This window comes from Micromonospora parva, assembly GCF_000718515.1.
Classification (GTDB): Bacteria; Actinomycetota; Actinomycetes; order Mycobacteriales; family Micromonosporaceae; genus Micromonospora; species Micromonospora parva.
This window is the reverse complement of the sequence record NZ_JNZS01000029.1, coordinates 1-17,321: the sequence shown is the minus strand read 5'-3', so window position 1 is coordinate 17,321 and position 17,321 is coordinate 1. Positions and strand designations below refer to the sequence as shown.

The 17,321-nt window shown below is 71.4% G+C and carries 17 protein-coding genes; 12 read left to right on the top strand and 5 right to left on the bottom strand.

Annotation, left to right across the window (positions count from 1 at the left end):
* The first annotated feature begins 38 nt into the window (after positions 1-38).
* Entirely contained in the window at positions 39-683 is a 645-nt protein-coding gene (locus tag IF22_RS0128415; RefSeq protein ID WP_030337281.1) for an HAD family hydrolase, read from the top strand.
* 178 nt (positions 684-861) lie between these two features.
* Positions 862-1,794 (top strand): serine protein kinase RIO, encoded by a 933-nt coding sequence (locus IF22_RS0128410; RefSeq protein ID WP_030337279.1) that lies wholly within the window; start codon positions 862-864, stop codon positions 1,792-1,794.
* A gap of 44 nt (positions 1,795-1,838) precedes the next feature.
* Here the strand turns inward: IF22_RS0128410 and IF22_RS0128405 are convergent, their stop codons facing one another.
* The gene (locus IF22_RS0128405; protein WP_030337278.1) at positions 1,839-2,087 is read right to left on the bottom strand and encodes a DUF2630 family protein; all 249 of its coding nucleotides are present in this window, start codon (positions 2,085-2,087) and stop codon (positions 1,839-1,841) included.
* Between the two features lie 431 nt (positions 2,088-2,518).
* On the opposite strand from IF22_RS0128405, the gene IF22_RS0128400 reads away from it, so the two are divergent.
* From IF22_RS0128400 to IF22_RS0128360, 9 genes are all read left to right on the top strand, one after another.
* Entirely contained in the window at positions 2,519-3,856 is a 1,338-nt protein-coding gene (locus IF22_RS0128400) for a cytochrome P450 (RefSeq protein WP_030337276.1), read from the top strand.
* Entirely contained in the window at positions 3,853-4,770 is a 918-nt protein-coding gene (locus IF22_RS0128395; protein ID WP_030337274.1) for a terpene synthase family protein, read from the top strand. The genes IF22_RS0128400 and IF22_RS0128395 overlap by 4 nt, the downstream gene beginning before the upstream one ends.
* Positions 4,763-6,379, top strand: coding sequence for a prenyltransferase/squalene oxidase repeat-containing protein (locus IF22_RS0128390; RefSeq protein WP_051708842.1), 1,617 nt, complete (start codon positions 4,763-4,765; stop codon positions 6,377-6,379). Before IF22_RS0128395 ends, IF22_RS0128390 begins: the two co-directional genes overlap by 8 nt.
* A gap of 124 nt (positions 6,380-6,503) precedes the next feature.
* Positions 6,504-9,062, top strand: coding sequence for a nitrate- and nitrite sensing domain-containing protein (locus IF22_RS0128385; protein ID WP_030337270.1), 2,559 nt, complete (start codon positions 6,504-6,506; stop codon positions 9,060-9,062).
* A 90-nt stretch (positions 9,063-9,152) separates the two neighbouring features.
* Positions 9,153-9,575, top strand: a complete 423-nt coding sequence (locus tag IF22_RS0128380; protein WP_030337269.1) for a roadblock/LC7 domain-containing protein — start codon at positions 9,153-9,155, stop codon at positions 9,573-9,575.
* Positions 9,576-9,580: 5 nt separating this feature from the next.
* Positions 9,581-9,967 (top strand): DUF742 domain-containing protein, encoded by a 387-nt coding sequence (locus IF22_RS0128375; protein ID WP_030337267.1) that lies wholly within the window; start codon positions 9,581-9,583, stop codon positions 9,965-9,967.
* Positions 9,948-10,559, top strand: a complete 612-nt coding sequence (locus IF22_RS0128370) for a GTP-binding protein (protein WP_030337265.1) — start codon at positions 9,948-9,950, stop codon at positions 10,557-10,559. Before IF22_RS0128375 ends, IF22_RS0128370 begins: the two co-directional genes overlap by 20 nt.
* 86 nt (positions 10,560-10,645) lie before the next feature.
* Positions 10,646-10,981: a YciI family protein gene (locus IF22_RS0128365; protein WP_030337264.1), complete on the top strand. Its 336-nt coding sequence runs from the start codon at positions 10,646-10,648 to the stop codon at positions 10,979-10,981.
* Positions 10,982-10,986: 5 nt separating this feature from the next.
* A complete protein-coding gene (locus tag IF22_RS0128360) occupies positions 10,987-12,240 on the top strand; it encodes an RNA polymerase sigma factor (RefSeq protein WP_245233761.1) in 1,254 nt (417 codons plus the stop codon).
* A gap of 100 nt (positions 12,241-12,340) precedes the next feature.
* On the opposite strand, the gene IF22_RS0128355 is transcribed toward IF22_RS0128360, so the two are convergent.
* The 3 genes from IF22_RS0128355 to IF22_RS0128345 all read right to left on the bottom strand — a co-directional run bounded on the left by IF22_RS0128355 (position 12,341) and on the right by IF22_RS0128345 (position 15,928).
* Positions 12,341-12,715 carry a type II toxin-antitoxin system VapC family toxin gene (locus IF22_RS0128355; protein WP_030337260.1) on the bottom strand — a complete coding sequence of 125 codons (375 nt, stop codon included), beginning with the start codon at positions 12,713-12,715 and terminating at the stop codon, positions 12,341-12,343.
* The gene (locus tag IF22_RS0128350) at positions 12,712-12,969 is read right to left on the bottom strand and encodes a type II toxin-antitoxin system Phd/YefM family antitoxin (RefSeq protein WP_030337257.1); all 258 of its coding nucleotides are present in this window, start codon (positions 12,967-12,969) and stop codon (positions 12,712-12,714) included. Before IF22_RS0128350 ends, IF22_RS0128355 begins: the two co-directional genes overlap by 4 nt.
* A 106-nt stretch (positions 12,970-13,075) precedes the next feature.
* Positions 13,076-15,928, bottom strand: a complete 2,853-nt coding sequence (locus IF22_RS0128345) for an aconitate hydratase (RefSeq protein ID WP_030337255.1) — start codon at positions 15,926-15,928, stop codon at positions 13,076-13,078.
* A gap of 212 nt (positions 15,929-16,140) precedes the next feature.
* Between IF22_RS0128345 and IF22_RS0128340 the strand changes: the two genes are divergently transcribed.
* Positions 16,141-16,965, top strand: coding sequence for a DedA family protein (locus tag IF22_RS0128340; protein WP_081884130.1), 825 nt, complete (start codon positions 16,141-16,143; stop codon positions 16,963-16,965).
* Positions 16,966-17,053: 88 nt separating this feature from the next.
* On the opposite strand, the gene IF22_RS0128335 is transcribed toward IF22_RS0128340, so the two are convergent.
* Positions 17,054-17,321 (bottom strand): C39 family peptidase (locus IF22_RS0128335; RefSeq protein ID WP_030337251.1); only part of this gene is annotated, 268 nt, incomplete at its 5' end.

Below are 17,321 nucleotides of genomic sequence, written 5' to 3'. Positions count from 1 at the left end.
ATCTGTTGGCGGACACGTCGGTCCCGTAGGGTGCCCGAGTGCCACTGCTCCTGCTGGACCTGGACAACACCCTGCTGGATCGGGCCGGGCCGTTCCGCCGCTGGGGTGAGCGCTTCCTGGACAGCATCGGCGCGCCCCACACCGACATCGACTGGCTGGTCTCCATCGACGCCGACGGCCTGACCGACCGCTGGGACCTCGCCGACGCCATCCGGGACCGCTACGAGCTGCGCATTCCCTCGATCGACCTGGTGGAGGAGCTGCACGACGGGGTGGTGGCGCAGACCCGGCTCGACCCGCTGACCGCCTGCGCGCTGCGGATCGCCGACGACGCCGGCTGGGTGCCGGTGGTGGTCTGCAACGGCACCGTACGCGTCGAGGACGCCAAGATTCGCCGGACCGGGCTGGACCAGTACGTCGCCGACTGGGTGATCTCCGAAGAGGCCGGCGTCAGCAAGCCCAACCCGAGAATCTTCGCGCTCGCCGCCCAACGGGTGCGGATGCCGCTGCGCGGGTCGTGGGTGATCGGCGACAGCCCGGAGGCGGACATCGGCGGCGCTGCGGCCGTCGGGCTGCCCAGCGTCTGGCTGCACCGTGGGCGCACCTGGTCGGACGTCCGGTTCGCGCCGAGCCGCACCGTGGACGGGTTGATCGCCGCGGTCGCCACCGTCCTCGCCCGCTGAGGGTTCGCGCACTGGGCTCGGTTATTCGGTTGACCGGTCGCCGTGCTGCGACGAGCATTGTCCGCGCATCGTGCGTCCCGGGTGTGTGCCCGGTCGAGGAGAGGGGGTCGGTCATGGCCGTCTTCGCAGGTCGCTTCCAGCTGCCTATCTCAGCCTCGACCAAGGGAACCTCACCACAGTGCGCGATCATGATCTTCCGGCGCTTGAGCGCCGAACCCGCGGCAAGAGCCGCTTCGACGACGACGAACCGCAGTTTCTGAAGCGCGGGCGGCCCACCGAGCCGCTCGCGGACCCGGACAGCGAGCCCGACCCGGACACCGGCGAGCGCTGGTCGTCCTGGGACGACGCCGTGCACGGGCCGCAGCCGCACCCGGCCTGGCTGGTCACCGAACTGGCCGCCAAGGACACCGAGCTGGGTGTGCTGAAGACCGGCAAGGAGGCGGACGTCCACCTGGTCCGTCGGGCGGTGCCCGACACCGACCGGTCCTGTCTGCTGGCGGTGAAGCGCTACCGCGATCCCGAGCACCGGCTGTTCCACCGCGATGCCGGTTACCTGGAGGGCCGTCGGGTGCGCCGGTCCCGGGAGAACCGGGCGATGGCCGGCCGGACGGCGTTCGGCCGGCAGATGATCGCCGGGCAGTGGGCGGCGGCCGAGTTCGCCGCGCTGAGCCGGCTCTGGGAGATCGGCGCCGGCCACGACCGGATCGCCGTGCCGTACCCGGTGCAGTTGCGGGGCACCGAGTTGATGCTGGAGTTCGTCGGTGACGCCGAGTCGGGGGAGGCGGCGCCGCGACTGGCCCAACTGCGTCCCGGCCCGGCCGAGCTGAGTGACCTGTGGGCCCAGTTGGTGGAGGCGCTGCGGGTGCTGGCTCGGGCCGGCTACGCGCACGGCGACCTGTCGCCGTACAACCTGCTCGTGCACCAGGGGCGGCTGGTCGTGATCGACCTGCCGCAGGTGGTCGACGTGGTGGCGAACCCGCAGGGGCCGGAGTTCCTGGCCCGCGACGTGCGGGTGGTCGCCGCCTGGTTCGCGGCCCGGGGCCTCCCGGGCGAGCAGGCCGACAGCGGTCGGTTGACCGGAGAGCTGCTGCGCGAGGCGGGCCTGCGCTGACCGGAGCGGGTCGGGCGACCGTGTCGCCCGACCCGCCGCGCTGGCTATTGCAGGTAGCGCTCCACCTCGGGCTTGGGGCGTTCGCCCTGGGCGTCCGGGTCGCCGTGGGTGTCCCGGGCGGCCCGCCGACGGCGCAGCAGGTCCCAGCACTGGTCGAGGGACTCCTCCAGGGCGCGCAGGCGCTCGCTGGCCTCGCCCTCGGTGCCCGACTCGTGGGCCTGGGCCTCGGCCCGCAGCTTGTGCTCCTCGTCGACCAACTCGGAGATCCGGTTCAGGATGGTCTTGTCGTCCATGCCCCAGAGCCTGGCACAGGGTGCCGGGCGTCGCCCGGATTCGGGGGTACCGGTGCGTTCCGGGTCACTGACCGGCCCCGACCGGGCTGGCCTCGCCAAGCTGGTGCCGGTGCCGCAGGGACCGCCTCGGCGGGCCCGGGCCGTGACGCCCCGCGTACCGGCCTTATCGTCCTGCTGAGTGTCCACTCAGGATTCGCCAAAACAAAAATATCGACGCCGGTAGGTTTGTGTAGACGGAAATTGCGCTGTCCGCAAGTCTGGAGGTACCCCTCGTTTGGTGAGATGCTTCCCGTCGGCCCAGAAGGTGAAAGTTTCATCAGCCTGTCCGACCGAAGTGGATCGCTGCGGTCGACGGGACGACGAGGAGACGTGGTTCGATGTCGCAGGTGTCCGAGGCGCGCTCCGCCACCGTCAGCACCGAGCCCCGGACGATCCCGGCACGACGCGCGCTGCCCGCGCTGGTCCGTGATCCGCTGGGCGCGCTCGTCGACTTCGCGGATGCCGCCGCCGGCGAGGTCGTCCGGCTCAACCTCGGCTCGTTCCGCCCCTACCTGGTCAGCCATCCTGAGCACCTGCAACGCGTCCTGCGCGACAACGTTGCCAACTACATCCGGGACGGCGACGGGCTGCTCTGGCGACCCGTTCGCCGGATCGTCGGTGACGCCATCCTGGTCGCCGAGGGTGCGGTCTGGGAGTCCAGCCGAGGCGCGCTGCAGCCGTTGTTCACCGCCAAGCGGGCCGAGACGCTCGTCGACAAGATGGCCGAGGCGATCAACGAGGCGGTCGACGAGTGGCTCGAACCGGCCCGCACCGGTCGCCCGATCGACGGCGGCGCCGAACTGACCCGGATCGTCCTGCGTACCACCATGCGGGTGCTCTTCGCCGACCGGATCTCGGTCCCCGACGCGCTGCGGATCAGCGCCGCGCTGGACACCCTCACCACCGCGATGCTCCCGCGACTGGTGATGCCCGCCGTGCCGTACGCGGTGCCGATGCCCCGCGACCGGCAGTTCCGCGAGGCGGTGCGCACCATCGACGAGGTGGTGCTGCCGATCATCCGGCAGGCCCGGGCCCACCCCACCGACGGCGACGACATCATCTCCACCCTCTGCCGGCCGCGCGCCGACGGCAGCGAACCCGACGAGTACGCGATCCGCGGCGACGTGGTCGCGATGTTCTCCACCGCCACCGAGACCACCATCGCCCTGCTCTCCTGGCTGTGGCCGGTGCTGGCGTCCCGCCCCGACGTGGCCGAGCGGATGACCGACGAGATCGAGCAGGTGGTCGGCGCCGAACGGGTCGGCCGCGAGCACCTGCCCCAACTGCGCTACGGCCGGATGGTGCTCGACGAGATGCTGCGGCTCTACCCGGCGGGTTGGATGATCCCGCGCACCGCGGTCGGCGACGACATGCTCGGCGGGGTGCGGATCAAGGCCGGCGGCACCGTGCTGGTCAGCCCGTACGTGACCCAGCGGATGTCGACGTTCTGGGACAACCCGTCGCTCTTCGACCCGGAGCGGTTCGCGCCGGAGCTGCCCCGGCGGCGTTACCGGTACTCCTACTTCCCGTTCGGCGGGGGCCCGCACCAGTGCCTCGGGCAGTACCTGTTCCTGCTGGAGGCCCAACTCATCGTCAGCACCGTGCTGAGCCGCTACCGCTTCCGGCTGCGCGAACCGGTGGGCCTCACCCCTCGGATGGGTGCCTCCCTGCAACCCAAGCAGCGTGCCGAGGTCATCCTCACCGCGGTCGAGCGCCCGGCCGCATCGTGACCGAGACCCCGCGACCGGCACCGGCAGCTCATGACGCGATCGCCGAGCAGGGCCGGGTGTGCGCGCTCGCCGTGCGGGGCGTACGCGACCTGCAGGAAGTCACCGCCGACCATCCCGAGCTGTTCGACGCCGCGCCGTTCGACCCGGCGCTGCTCAGCTCGGTGGCCACCACCGTCGCCTTCATCGCACCCTGGCACAGTGCCGCCGAACTGCGGATCACCACCCGTACCGTGCTCTGGGTCTTCGCCACCGACTGGCAGGTCGACTACCTCGCCCGGTCCGTCGACGACATCCGGAAGGTGGTGACCGACTGCCTCGCGGTGGCCGACGGCGCCACGCCGGCACCCGGGCGGCACCTGGCCCGGCTGCTGGCCGACCTGCGCGACGAGCTGGCCACCGTGCCGGCGTTCGCCCGGCTGCGCCCGATCTGGCGCGACGAGCTGGCCCGGATGCTCGCCGCCATGGCCCGGGAGTGGGACTGGAAGAACCTGCCGACCGACCCGACCACCGGGCGACGCCTGCCGGACCTGGACCGCTACCTGGACAACGCCGACAACTCCGGCAGCTCCTTCGTCAACGTCACCCACTGGATCGCCACCGGCGACGAGAAGACCCTCGCCCAGTTGACCGACCTGCTGGACGCCGGACGTGGCGTGCAGCGGGTGCTGCGGCTGGTCAACGACCTCGCCACCCAGGGGCGCGACGCCGAGTGGGGTGACCTGAACGCCCTCTCGCTGGTCGACGGCCCGGCGCAGGTGCACGACCGACTGGCCGAGCTGACCGCCCGGTCCCGGGGGGACCTGGCCGCCCTCGCCGAGCGGTGCCCCCGCCAGGCGGATTACCTCAACCGGCAGATCTCCTTCACCGGCGGCTTCTACCAGCTGTCGGACTTCTGGGGGGTGCGTGATGAGTGACGGTGCCACCCGGGTGTTCGTCGACGCGGCGGCCGCGGCCGACCCGGTCGCCGACGCCGCCCGCGAGCTGATCGCCGGGCTCGGCCTGCGGCCGTGGGGGCAGGTCGCCGCCTCGGTGTACGAGACCGGCCGGCTGGTCGCCGTCGCTCCCTGGCTGACCGGGCACCACCAGCGGATCGCGTTCCTGGTGCGCAGCCAACGCCCGGACGGGGCGTGGGGCCCACCCGAGGGGTACGCGCTGGCGCCGACGCTGAGCGCCACCGACGCGTTGCTCGCCGCGCTGGCCGACGGCCGGACCGGAACGGAGCTGCTCGCCCCGGTGGCCGGTGGGCTCGGCGCGCTCGCCGACATGCTGCTCCGCGCCGACGCCCGGACGCTGCCGGACACCCCCGCGTTGGACCTCATCGTTCCGGCGCTGGTCGACACGATCAACGACCGGCTCGCCGGGCTGGAGCGGGCCGTCGCCGACCGGCTGCCCCGCCCGCCGTTGCCGCTGCCCGCCGGGTTGCACCGGGACCGGCTGCGCGCGGTGCGGTCCGCGGTGGCCGCCGGAGCGACGCTGCCACCGAAGGTGGCCCACTTCTACGAGCTGCTGGACGCGGTACCGGCCGACGCCGGCCCCACCCTCACCGCGGTTGGCGCCTCACCCGCGGCGACCGCGGCCTGGCTGACCGCCGTCGGGCCGGCCGCCGGCCCCGCCGCGCACGCCTTCCTGCGGACGTTGATCCGTGACGGGGGTGGCCCGGTGCCCTGCCCGGCACCGATCACCGTCTTCGAGCGAGCGTGGGTGCTGAGCGGCCTGCGCCGCGCCGGCATCGCCGTCAACCCGCCGGCCTCCGTGCTGGAGAGCCTAACCGCCGCCACCGCCGGCCAGGGCATCGCCACCGGTGACGGCCTGCCGACCGACGCCGACACCACGTCGGTGTCCCTCGACGCGTTGGCCCGGCTCGGCCATCCGGCGGACCCGGCCAGCCTGTGGGCGTACGAGACGGCCGACGGTTTCTGCACCTGGCCGGGGGAGGACGGCTTCTCGGTCACCACCAACGCCCACGTGCTGGACGCCTTCGGCCAGCACCTGACCCGGCACCCGGGCGCGGACGCGCGCTACCGCCGGGCCGTCGACCGGCTGAGCGGGGTGCTGGCCGGGCATCAGCGCGCGGACGGCGCCTGGCAGGACCGGTGGCACGCCTCGCCGTACTACGCCACTGCCTGTTGCGTGCTGGCGCTCGCCGAGTTCGGGCGCGGTGCGGCCGCCGCAGAGGCGGTGGACCGGGCTGCTGGCTGGGTGCTGAACAGCCAGCGCCCGGACGGCTCGTGGGGGCGGTGGGACGGCACCGCCGAGGAGACCGCGTACGCCCTGCAGGTGCTGTTGGCGGTGCCGACGACGGTGCCCCGGGTCGACGACGCGGTCGCCCGTGCGCACGCCTACCTGCACGAATCCGCCACCCGGGACCACCGTCCACTGTGGTATGGCAAAGAGCTGTACTGTCCGACAGTGATCGTTCGCGCGGCGGTGCTCGCCGCCTGCCGGTTGGCCACCGATCGGGTCTCCGGCGTGGACCGATCGGTGGTGGATTGCGGTTACCAGGCTACAAAAACAACAACTTGAGGGGTTGTGTGGACACTGCTAGCGTACGCAGAGCCTCAGCCCCGGATGCCCCACCGTGGTGGGACGTCGCCCCCTCTGATCATTCGTTGATGAGCTGAGTCAACGCCCGGCCTGGGACGGTTCAATGCGTTCTCGCGGTACGAGTATCCGCACCAAGGTTGTCGCCCTGCTGCTCTCCCTGGTCGCGCTGTGGATGTTCGCGGCCTGGGTGACCCTGCGCGACGGCTTCAACCTGCTCGGTGTCCAGGTGATCAACAGCAAGGTCTACGCGCCGACCGAGCCGTTGTTGCAGGAGCTCCAGTTGGAGCGGCGGCTGACCCAGGCGTACCTGAGCAACCCCGAGGCCGCGCAGCGGACGGCGCTCGAAGCCGAGCAGCGCAAGAGCGCGGGGCTGGCCGCCGACTTCGCCGACTCGGTGCGTGACTGGCAGGTCGACATCGCCGGCAGTTCCGCACTGGACACGCAGCTCGGTCTGACGATCGCTCAGGTCAACGCGTTGGAGCAGACCCGCGCCGAGGTGCTGGACCGCAAGATCGACCGGGTCGCCGCCGCCGAGGCGTACACCTCCGCGATCGAGTCGATCTTCCAGATCTACGACGTGACCGGCAGCCTGGACGACAAGCAGATCGCCGGCGAGGCGGCAGCCCTGATCCAGCTCAACCGGATGAAGGAGCTGATCTCCCAAGAGGACGCGCTGCTCAGCGGGCTCTTCGGCAACGGCCGGATGAGCGGGCCGGAGTACGCCCGCTACGTCAGCCTGGTCGCCGCCGAGCGGTTCCTCGGCGACGAGGTCCGGACCCGCCTCGCCGACGCCGACGAGCGCCGCTTCCGGCAGCTCGTCAGCGGGGAGGCGTTCACCAGACTGCGCGCCGTACAGGACAGCATCATCCGCGAGGGCCGGCCGTCGACCCAGCTACCGATCGGCGCCGAGCAGTGGCGGGGCACCGTCGAGCCGGCGTTGACCGAGGTGAACGACGCCGTCACCGCCGGCGGTGAGGGCATCGTTGATCGAGCCACCGGCGTGGCCGTGATGGTCGTCGTCCGACTGGTGCTCGCCACCGGTCTGGGTCTGCTCGCCGTCATCGCCTCCGTCGTCATCTCGATCACCACCGCGCGGAACCTGCTGCGCCAGCTGGACCGGCTGCGGGAGGCCGCCTGGCAGCTCGCCGACGAACGGCTGCCCCGGGTGGTGGAGCGGCTCGGGCGCGGCGAGGAGGTCGACGTGGCCACCGAGGCGCCCCCGCTGGAATTCGGCACCGACGAGATCGGGCAGGTCGGTAAGGCGTTCAACGCCGTTCAGGAGACCGCGCTGCGGACCGCCGTCGAGCAGGCCGACCTGCGTCGCAACGTTCGCGAGGTCTTCCTCAGCCTGGCCCGACGCACGCAGGCACTCGTACACCGTCAGCTCACCCTGCTCGACGCGATGGAGCGCCGCGAACACGACGCGGAGGAGCTGGAGGATCTGTTCCGGGTCGACCACCTGGCCACCCGGATGCGGCGCAACGCGGAAAACCTGATCGTGCTCTCCGGCTCCACCCCCGGTCGGGCCTGGCGGCGCAACGTCCCGATGGTCGACGTGGTGCGCGGCGCCGTGGCCGAGGTGGAGGACTACACCCGGGTCAACGTGCTGCCGCTCGGGCCGGTCTCGCTCGCCGGCCGCGCGGTCGGCGACGTCATCCACCTGCTGGCCGAGCTGATCGAGAACGGCCTGTCGTTCTCCCCGCCACACACGACCGTCGAGGTCCGCGGCCAGCTGGTCTCCAACGGGTTCGCCCTCGAGATCGAGGACCGGGGCCTCGGCATGAGCGAGGAGGACCTGGCCGCGGCGAACCACCGGATCGTCGACCAGTCCGAGCTGAACCTCGCCAACGCCGCCCGCCTCGGGCTCTACGTGGTGAGCCGGCTGACCGAACGGCACGGCGTGCGGGTCCGGCTCAAGGAGTCCGCGTACGGGGGCACCACGGCGGTCGTGCTGATCCCGCTGGAGCTGGTCACCGAGGCCGACGCCTCCCCGGAGGACTCGGGCTCGTTCCGGGCCGGTTCGGCCATCCCGATGCCGTCGACGCCGGCCGCGGAGAGCGGCAGCCCAACCTCGCTCGCACCGGTCGCCCTCGCCGCACCGACGACCACCGCGCCGGACGTGGCCGCGACGTCGTCGGCGCCGACGCCAACCGACACCACCACCCCGACGTCGGACGAGGAGGCCGAGGCGGACACCGTTCTCCCCACCCGACAGCGGACCACCCCGACGACCGGCACACCCGACCTGCCCACCCGCGCCCGGCGCGGCCCGGGTCAGCCAGCCCTGGAAGCCCCGACCGTGCCCACCGGCCTGCCCGCCGTCGAGCGCACCCGCCCGGAGACCCGCGACGCGGAGTCGGTCGCGGCTGGTGACGGTGGCCCGGTGCCCGCCCGCGCCGACGCGGAGCGGACCGACTCCGGCCTGCCCGTCCGGGTCCGACAGGCGAACATCGTTCCCGAGTTGCGAGACGACCCGGCGATGTCGGAGACCGACGACGAGGATGTGGTGCGCCCACCGGAGCAGGTCCGCCGGATGATGAGTTCCTACCAGACCGGCACCCGGCGTGGGCGAACCGACGCGGCTCGGCTGCTCGGCGGCGCCTCCGGCGCCCCGGCGGCGACGCCGTCCGAGCCGACCGACGAGGATCCACAAGCGACCTGACCGAGCACCGATGACGCGGGTTCCCGCGCGGTGTGACGGTCAAGCCCCAAACGAACACGGCGCACAGCCGGGCGAGAAGAGGACGACGAAGTGACCCAGAAGACGGCTTCGAGCGCCGACCTGACGTGGTTGCTGGATGACCTGGTGGGCCGGGTGAAGCAGGCCGAACACGCGGTCGCGCTCTCCACCGACGGCCTCTTGATGGCCTCCTCCCAGGGGTTGAGCCGAGACGACGGCGAGCACCTCGCGGCGATGGCGGCCGGCATCCAGAGCCTCGCCCGAGGCGCCGGCAAGCGTTTCGGTGGCGGGCAGGTGCAGCAGACCATCATCGAGATGCAGTCGTCGTTCCTGTTCGTCACCGCGGCCGGCCGCAACGCCTGCCTGGCGGTGCTGGCCACCGAGGACGCCGACGTCGGTCTGATCGCCTACGAGATGGCGATGCTGGTCACCCGCGTCGGCAAGTACGTCGCATCACCATCGCGTGGCACTGATCAGCAGGTCGGCGAGAGGTAACGGCGATGACGGTCCAGGGGGAGTCCGCAGACCATCAGTGGGTGGATGACCATGCGGGTCCGGTGGTGCGCCCGTACGCGGTGACGCGCGGTCGGGCCCGCCCGGTCACCGGCACATTCGACCTGATCTCCCTGGTCACGGCGACCCGAGCCGAGGTCACGCCCGAGGTGGGTCTCGGCCCCGAGCATTTGGCGATCGTCGGGCTGTGCCAACGCATACAGTCCGTCGCCGAGATCGCCGCCCATCTCGACCTGCCGGTGGGCACCATCCGGGTGCTCCTCGGTGATCTGGCAGCCCGCAGCCTGGTGCAGGTCCGCGAGCCGCAGACCACGGCCGGTCTTCCCGACAACAGCATCTTCGAGGCGGTAATCAATGGACTACGGGCACTCTGACCGGCCGGCGGGAGCGACGCCACTGCCCACCGCGATCAAGATTCTGGTCGCGGGCGGCTTCGGCGTGGGCAAGACGACCATGGTTGGCGCGGTCAGCGAAACCCGGCCGTTGCGGACCGAGGAGGTGCTGACGGAGTCGGGGGTCGGCATCGACGACCTCTCCGGTGTGGAAGGCAAGACCACCACCACCGTGGCCATGGACTTCGGCCGGATCACCATCAGCGACGACCTGGTGCTGTACCTGTTCGGCACTCCGGGACAGGACCGGTTCTGGTTCGTCTGGGACGAGTTGGCGTTGGGGGCGATCGGCGCCGTGGTGCTGGCCGACACCCGCCGGCTCGCCGACTGCTTCCCCTCGATCGACTACTTCGAGGGTCGCGGCACGCCCTTCGTGGTGGCGGTGAACTGCTTCCAGGGCGCGCGGACGTACCGGCTCGACGAGGTGCAGGCCGCGCTGAACCTGGACCCGGGCGTGCCGGTGCTGCTCTGCGACGCCCGGCAGCGTGAGTCCAGCAAGGAGGTGCTCGTCACGCTGATGGAGCACGCCATGAAGACCCGCGAGGCCCGCCGCCGCGCCGCCAGCGGAGACTGACCCGAGGTTTTTCGGGGGAGGGTGTCCGGAACGCTGTCGGCCGATCGTCATGCTGGTGATACCCCGAGAAACAAGGGAGCGACCAGATGAAGTTCATGATGTTCGTGTGCAGCGACGCCGAGCCGGACACCGACCCCACCGAGTTGCCCGACATCCACAAGTGGGTGGCGGAGAACGACTCACGGGGTCGCCGCCTGACCGGCGACGCGCTGGCGCCGACCAGCGCGGCCACCACCGTCCGGGTTCGCGGCGGTGAACTGCTCGTCTCCGAGGGCCCGTTCGCGGAGACCGCCGAGGTGATCGTGGGCTTCGACCTGCTCGACTGCGCCGACCTGGACGAGGCGATCGAGGTGGCCCGCACGCACCCGATGGCCCGCGAGGGGCGGCTGGAACTGCGCCCGTTCGCGGACCTACCCGACTGACGACGATGTTCACCTCGCCGCGCCGGCCGATGCCTACCCAGGCACCGGCCGGCGCGGCGGCGGCCGTCGCGGCCGCCAGCGTCGAGGCGTACCCCCGGATCGTCGCGACCCTGATCCGGGTGACCGGGGACTGGTCGTTGGCCGAGGACTGTGCCCAGGAGTCGTTGACCGCCGCGCTGGAGCGCTGGCCCGCCGACGGTGTGCCCGCCAACCCGGGCGGCTGGCTGATGACGGTGGCGCGTAACCGGGCGATCGACGTGCTGCGCCGCGCCACCGTGGAACGACGCAAGCTGCACGACCTGGCGTTGCTCACGCCGGATGAGGCGTCGCCGGAGCCGGAGGTGGGCCAGGACGTGGTGGACGACCGGCTGCGGCTCATCTTCACCTGCTGCCATCCGGCGCTCGCGATCGAGGCCCGGGTGGCGTTGACGTTGCGAACGGTCTGCGGCGTGCCGACCGCCGACATCGCCCGCCTCCTGCTGGTCAGCGAGTCGACGATGACCCGCCGGTTGACCCGGGCCCGCACCCGCATCACCCAGGCGGGCATCCCGTACCGGGTGCCGAGCGGGCCGGCGCTGACCGAGCGACTACCCGGCGTCCTCGCCGTGCTGTACCTGCTGTTCACCCGGGGCTACGTCGCCGACGGCGAACCGGCGTTCGCCGACGAGGCGGTCCGGCTGGCCCGGCTGCTCGACCGGCTGATGCCCGAGCAGTCCGAGGTCGCCGCGCTGCTGGCGCTGTTCCTGTTCCACCACTCCCGTCGGGATGCCCGCCGCGACGCCGCCGGCACCCTGCTCACCCTGCACCGGCAGGACCGCGACCGGTGGGACCGCGCCGCCATCGCCGAGGGCCTGGCCACCCTCGATCGGGTACGCCACGACGGGCCGTACGCGTGGCAGGCCCGGATCGCCGCCTGCCACGCCACCGCCGTCTCGGTCGACGACACCGACTGGCCGACGATCGCGCGGGCCTACGACGCGCTGGCCGACCTCCGCCCCTCGCCGGTGATCGCGCTCAACCGCGCGGTAGCGCACGGGTACGCGTACGGGCCGGCCGTGGGGCTGGCCCTGCTCGACGCGGCACGAGCCGGGGGCGGACTGGGCGGCTATCCGCTCGCCGTGGCGGTGGAGGCCGACCTGGTGGCCCGGCAGGGTGACCGGTTGCGCGCGGCCAGCCTGTTCCGGGAGGCGGCGGCGGCGGTCGCTTCGACCGCCGAGCGCCGTGCCCTGCTCGGCCGGGCTGACGAACTGGCCGGGTAGGCCGGCGGGGTCCAGCCGGGCCCGGCCAGCACCAGGAATCGGGTCCAGACCGCGAGGCCCTGGTCGACCGGGCCGACGACCTCATCCGCGAGGTTGACAGTCACGCCACAAGGATCGGTACGTCGTACTTGTGGATGCGGTCGTCCCGGGTGACCAGGGTCAGCCCCTCGTGCAGGGCCTGCGCGACAAGCATCCGGTCGAAAGGGTCCCGGTGGATCGCCGGCAGCCGACCAGCCGCGATGGCGTGATCGTGGAGGATCGGGAGTTCCCGCAGTTCGGCGTCGCGAATCCGCTCGGCGAGGTCGGCAGGGCCGGCCAACTTGCCCAGCGACTGTTTGATCGCGACCTCCCACAGCGTGACCGGGCTCAGATACACATCGGGTTCGGCGTCGATGCGGTCCTTGACGTCCGTGGCGAGCCCCGGGTCGTCGGTCAACCACCAGAGCACCACGTGCGTGTCGAGCAAGAGCCTCATCCGGACAGCCCGAAGTCGCGAGCAACCTCGTCGTTGACCTCGTCGGAATCCCAGTCTCCGGTGAGATCCAGCGCACCGCGCAGAGAGCCGCGACCAGTGCGTGTCGTACGACGAAGAGGAATGACTTTGGCGACCGGGTTACCGGCCCGACTGATCACGATTTCCTCGCCGTGCTCGACCCGTTCGATGATGCGTGACAGGTTCGTCTTCGCATCGTGGATGTTGAACTGTGCCGCAGCTTCACCGGCCACCATGACACCTCCTTAGCTAAGAGGTTAGCCCGGGGCGGGGTGTCGGGACGGGAACGACGCAGGCTCCCTCCCGCCGAAGGGCGGGAGGGAGCCTGGTGACATCGGTACGTCAGCTGGCGATCATGCGGCGCAGCACGAACTGCAGGATGCCGCCGTGCCGGTAGTAGTCCGCCTCGCCCGGGGTGTCGATCCGCACCACGGCCTCGAACTCGACGCCGGTGTCGGTGGTGACAGTCACCGTGCGCGGGGTCTCGCCGTCGTTGAGCGCGGTCACCCCGGTGATGCTGAACGTCTCGGTGCCGGTCAGGCCGAGCGACTCGGCGGTGACGTCCACCGGGAACTGCAGCGGCAGCACGCCCATGCCGATCAGGTTGGAGCGGTGGATCCGCTCGTACGACTCGGCGATGACCGCCCGGACGCCCAGCAGCATCGTGCCCTTGGCCGCCCAGTCCCGCGACGAACCCGAGCCGTACTCCTTGCCGGCCAGGATGACCAGCGGGATGCCGGCCTCCTGGTAGGCCATCGAGGCGTCGTAGATCGAGGTCTGCTCGCCGGTGAGGTGGTTGACGGTGAAGCCGCCCTCCACCCCCGGAACCAGCTGGTTGCGCAGCCGGATGTTGGCGAAGGTGCCCCGGATCATCACCTCGTGGTTACCCCGGCGGGAACCGTACGAGTTGAACTCGTGGCGCGGCACGCCGTGCTCGGCCAGGTACGTGCCGGCCGGGGAGTCCGCCTTGATCGCACCGGCCGGCGAGATGTGGTCGGTGGTCACCGAGTCACCCAGCTTGGCCAGCACCCGGGCGGCGGAGATGTCGACGACCGGGCTCGGCTCCTGCTGCATGCCCTCGAAGTACGGGGGCTTGCGCACGTAGGTGGAGTCGTCCGCCCAGGCGAACGTGTCGCCGGTCGGGGTGGGCAGCGACTGCCAGCGCTCGTCACCGGCGAAGACGTCCGAGTACGCGGCGCTGAACCCGGTGGCGCCGATCGCCTGGGCGATGACGTCCTGAATCTCGGCGCTGTTCGGCCAGATCTCCCGCAGGTACACCGGGTTGCCCTCGGAGTCCTCACCGATCGGCTCGTTGGCCAGGTCGATGTCCATCGTGCCGGCCAGGGCGTACGCGACAACCAGCGGCGGCGACGCCAGGTAGTTCATCTTGACGTCCGGGTTGATCCGGCCCTCGAAGTTCCGGTTGCCGGAGAGCACCGAGACCACCGACAGGTCGTGCTCGTTGACCGCGGCGGACACCTCCTCGGGCAGCGGGCCCGAGTTGCCGATGCAGGTGGTGCAGCCGTAGCCGACCAGGTTGAAGCCGAGCTTGTCCAGGTACGGCGTGAGGCCGGCCCGCTCGTAGTAGTCCATGACGACCTTCGAGCCCGGGGCCAGGGTGGTCTTCACCCACGGCTTGCGGCTCAGGCCCTTCTCCACGGCGTTGCGGGCCAGCAGCGCGGCACCGATCATCACCTGCGGGTTGGACGTGTTGGTGCAGGACGTGATCGCGGCGATCACCACGGCGCCGTGGTCCAGCTCGTACTCGACGCCGTCGGCGCCGGTGACCCGGACCGGGTTGGTGGCCCGGCCACCCGCGCCGACCGCCGCCGTCTCCAGGTCACGCGGCTCGTCGGCCGGGTCGCTGAATTCGTTGGCCGGCGGGTCGCTGGCCGGGAAGGACTCGGCGCTGGCCTCGTCGGCCGGGCCATTGGCGCCGCGCGGCAGCTCCTCGCGGGGGACACCCGGCTTGATGTCACGCTCGTTGGTGGAGTCGTCGGCCACGTAGTCGGTCAACGCCGAGCGGAACAGCGTCTTCGCCGCGCCCAACGGCACCCGGTCCTGCGGGCGCTTCGGGCCGGCGAGCGACGGCTCGATGGTGCTGAGATCCAGCTCCAGGCGCTCGGAGTACTCCGGCTCGGCGTCCGGGTCGTGCCAGAGGCCCTGCTCCTTGGCGTACGCCTCGACGAGCGCGACCTGCGCGGCGTCGCGGCCGGTCAGCTCCAGGTAGCGGATGGTCTCACCGTCGATGGGGAAGATCGCCACGGTGGAGCCGTACTCCGGGGACATGTTGCCGATGGTGGCCCGGTTGGCCAGCGGCACGGCGCTCACGCCCGGGCCGTAGAACTCGACGAACTTGCCGACCACACCGTGCTTGCGCAGCATCTCGGTGATGGTCAGCACCAGGTCGGTGGCGGTGGTGCCGGCCGGCATCTCGCCGTGCAGCTTGAAGCCCACCACACGGGGGATCAGCATGCTGACCGGCTGGCCGAGCATCGCGGCCTCGGCCTCGATGCCGCCGACGCCCCAGCCCAGCACGCCCAGGCCGTTGACCATGGTGGTGTGCGAGTCGGTGCCGACGACGGTGTCCGGGTACGCCTGGCCGCCCCGCTCCATGATCGTGCGGGCCAGGTACTCGATGTTGACCTGGTGCACGATGCCGGTGCCCGGCGGGACGACCTTGAACTCGTTGAACGCGGTCTGGCCCCAGCGCAGGAACTGGTAGCGCTCCTTGTTGCGCTCGTACTCCAGCTCGACGTTGCGGGCGAACGCGTCCTCGCGGCCGAACAGGTCGGCGATGACCGAGTGGTCGATGACCAGCTCGGCGGGGGCGAGGGGGTTGACCTTGCTGGCGTCGCCGCCCAGCTCGCGGACGGCCTCGCGCATGGTGGCCAGGTCGACCACGCAGGGCACACCGGTGAAGTCCTGCATCAGCACCCGTGCCGGGGTGAACTGGATCTCCACGCTCGGGGCGGCGGTGGAGTCCCACCCGCCGAGCTGGCGGATGTGGTCGGCGGTGATGTTCGCGCCGTCCTCGGTCCGCAGCAGGTTCTCCAGCAGGATCTTCAGGCTGTACGGCAACCGGGCGTGGCCGTCCACCTTGTCGATCTTGAAAATCTCGTAGCTCGCGTCTCCGACGCGTAGCTGGGTCTTCGCACCGAAGGTGTCGAGGCTCGCCACGTCGTACTCCTTCACACCAGCGACCGTGAGTAGTCCTGAGCAGTCTGTCGCACCGGTCGGGGTGCCGCCGAGGTTAGGTGACACTTACCGCCGATTCCGCTTCCAACAAAACCGTACGTCCGTCTTGCTATATGTGCAACCCGGCGTACCGACCCGGCGGGCCCACGACCGCACCGCGCCGACAGACCGGCGGGGTAGGGTCGGGAACCGATCGGAAGGGGTGCCGAGTGATCGACGTTCAGCACTGGCTCTCGGCGCTGCCTCCAGGCGTGGTCTACCTGCTCGTCGCCGCAGTGATCGGCGTGGAGAGCATGGGCGTCCCCCTGCCCGGCGAAATCGTCCTGGTCAGCTCCGCACTGCTCGCCGCCACCGGCGTGGTGGAACCGGAGTGGGTGGCCACCGCGGCGGCGTTCGGCGCCATCGTCGGCGACTCCATCGGGTACGCCATCGGCAGACGCGGCGGCCGTCCGCTGCTCGTCCGGCTGGGCAGGCGCTTCCCCAAACACCTGGGCCCGGCGCAACTCGCCCGCGCCGAACAGAGCTTCGCGCGGCACGGCGTCTGGGCGGTCTTCTTCGGTCGGTTCGTGGCACTGCTGAGGATCCTGGCCGGGCCGCTCGCCGGGGCGCTGCACGTGCCGTACCGCCGCTTCCTGGTGGCCAACGCCGCCGGCGGGTTGGTCTGGGCCTTCGGCACGACGTACCTGCTCTACTCGGTGGGTCGCGCGGCCGAACACTGGCTGAAGGACATCTCCTGGGCCGGGCTGGTCCTCGCGGTGCTCGCCGGGCTCGGCAGCACCTGGTGGCTACGCCGACGCGCTCACCGCATCGAGGCGGCCGACGCCGGTAGGGGCCCGGCCGACGCCGGCAGTGGCCCGGAAGTGGCCGAGGTGGCCGAGGTGGCCGCCGGCGGTCCGACGGCTACGGTGGCCTCGGGCGGTCGGTCGGCTGGGGTGGCCTCGGGCGGTCGGTCGGCTGGGGTGGCCCCCGACCTCGGTCCGGTCCGTGTCGACCCGGTCCGTGTCGACCCCGTCCGCGCGGGCGACGAGCACTGACCTCTGGCGCTGACCTCTGGACATGCTGAAGGGCCGGCCCCGTGGTGGGGTCCGGCCCTTCGGCGGTGTGTGTGTTGGTGTGCTGGTGTCAGCTGGTGGCGTAGCCGCGGGTGGCGATCCAGTCGGCGAGGTGCTCGACGGTGACCTCGTAGGAGGCGGTGTTCGGGTTGGCGGAGTCGGCGATCTTGACGGTGTTGCCGTTGTCGCGGTAGCCGACGACGCTGATGTAGTGCCCGCCCTCGAAGGAGTGGGTGTTGCCGTCGGTGTCGGTGGTGGTGCCGGCGATGTTGGCGACCACGGCCCGGCCGTCGTCGACGGTCTTCACAACGTCGGCGCGCAGCTTGTCGGTCTGCTTG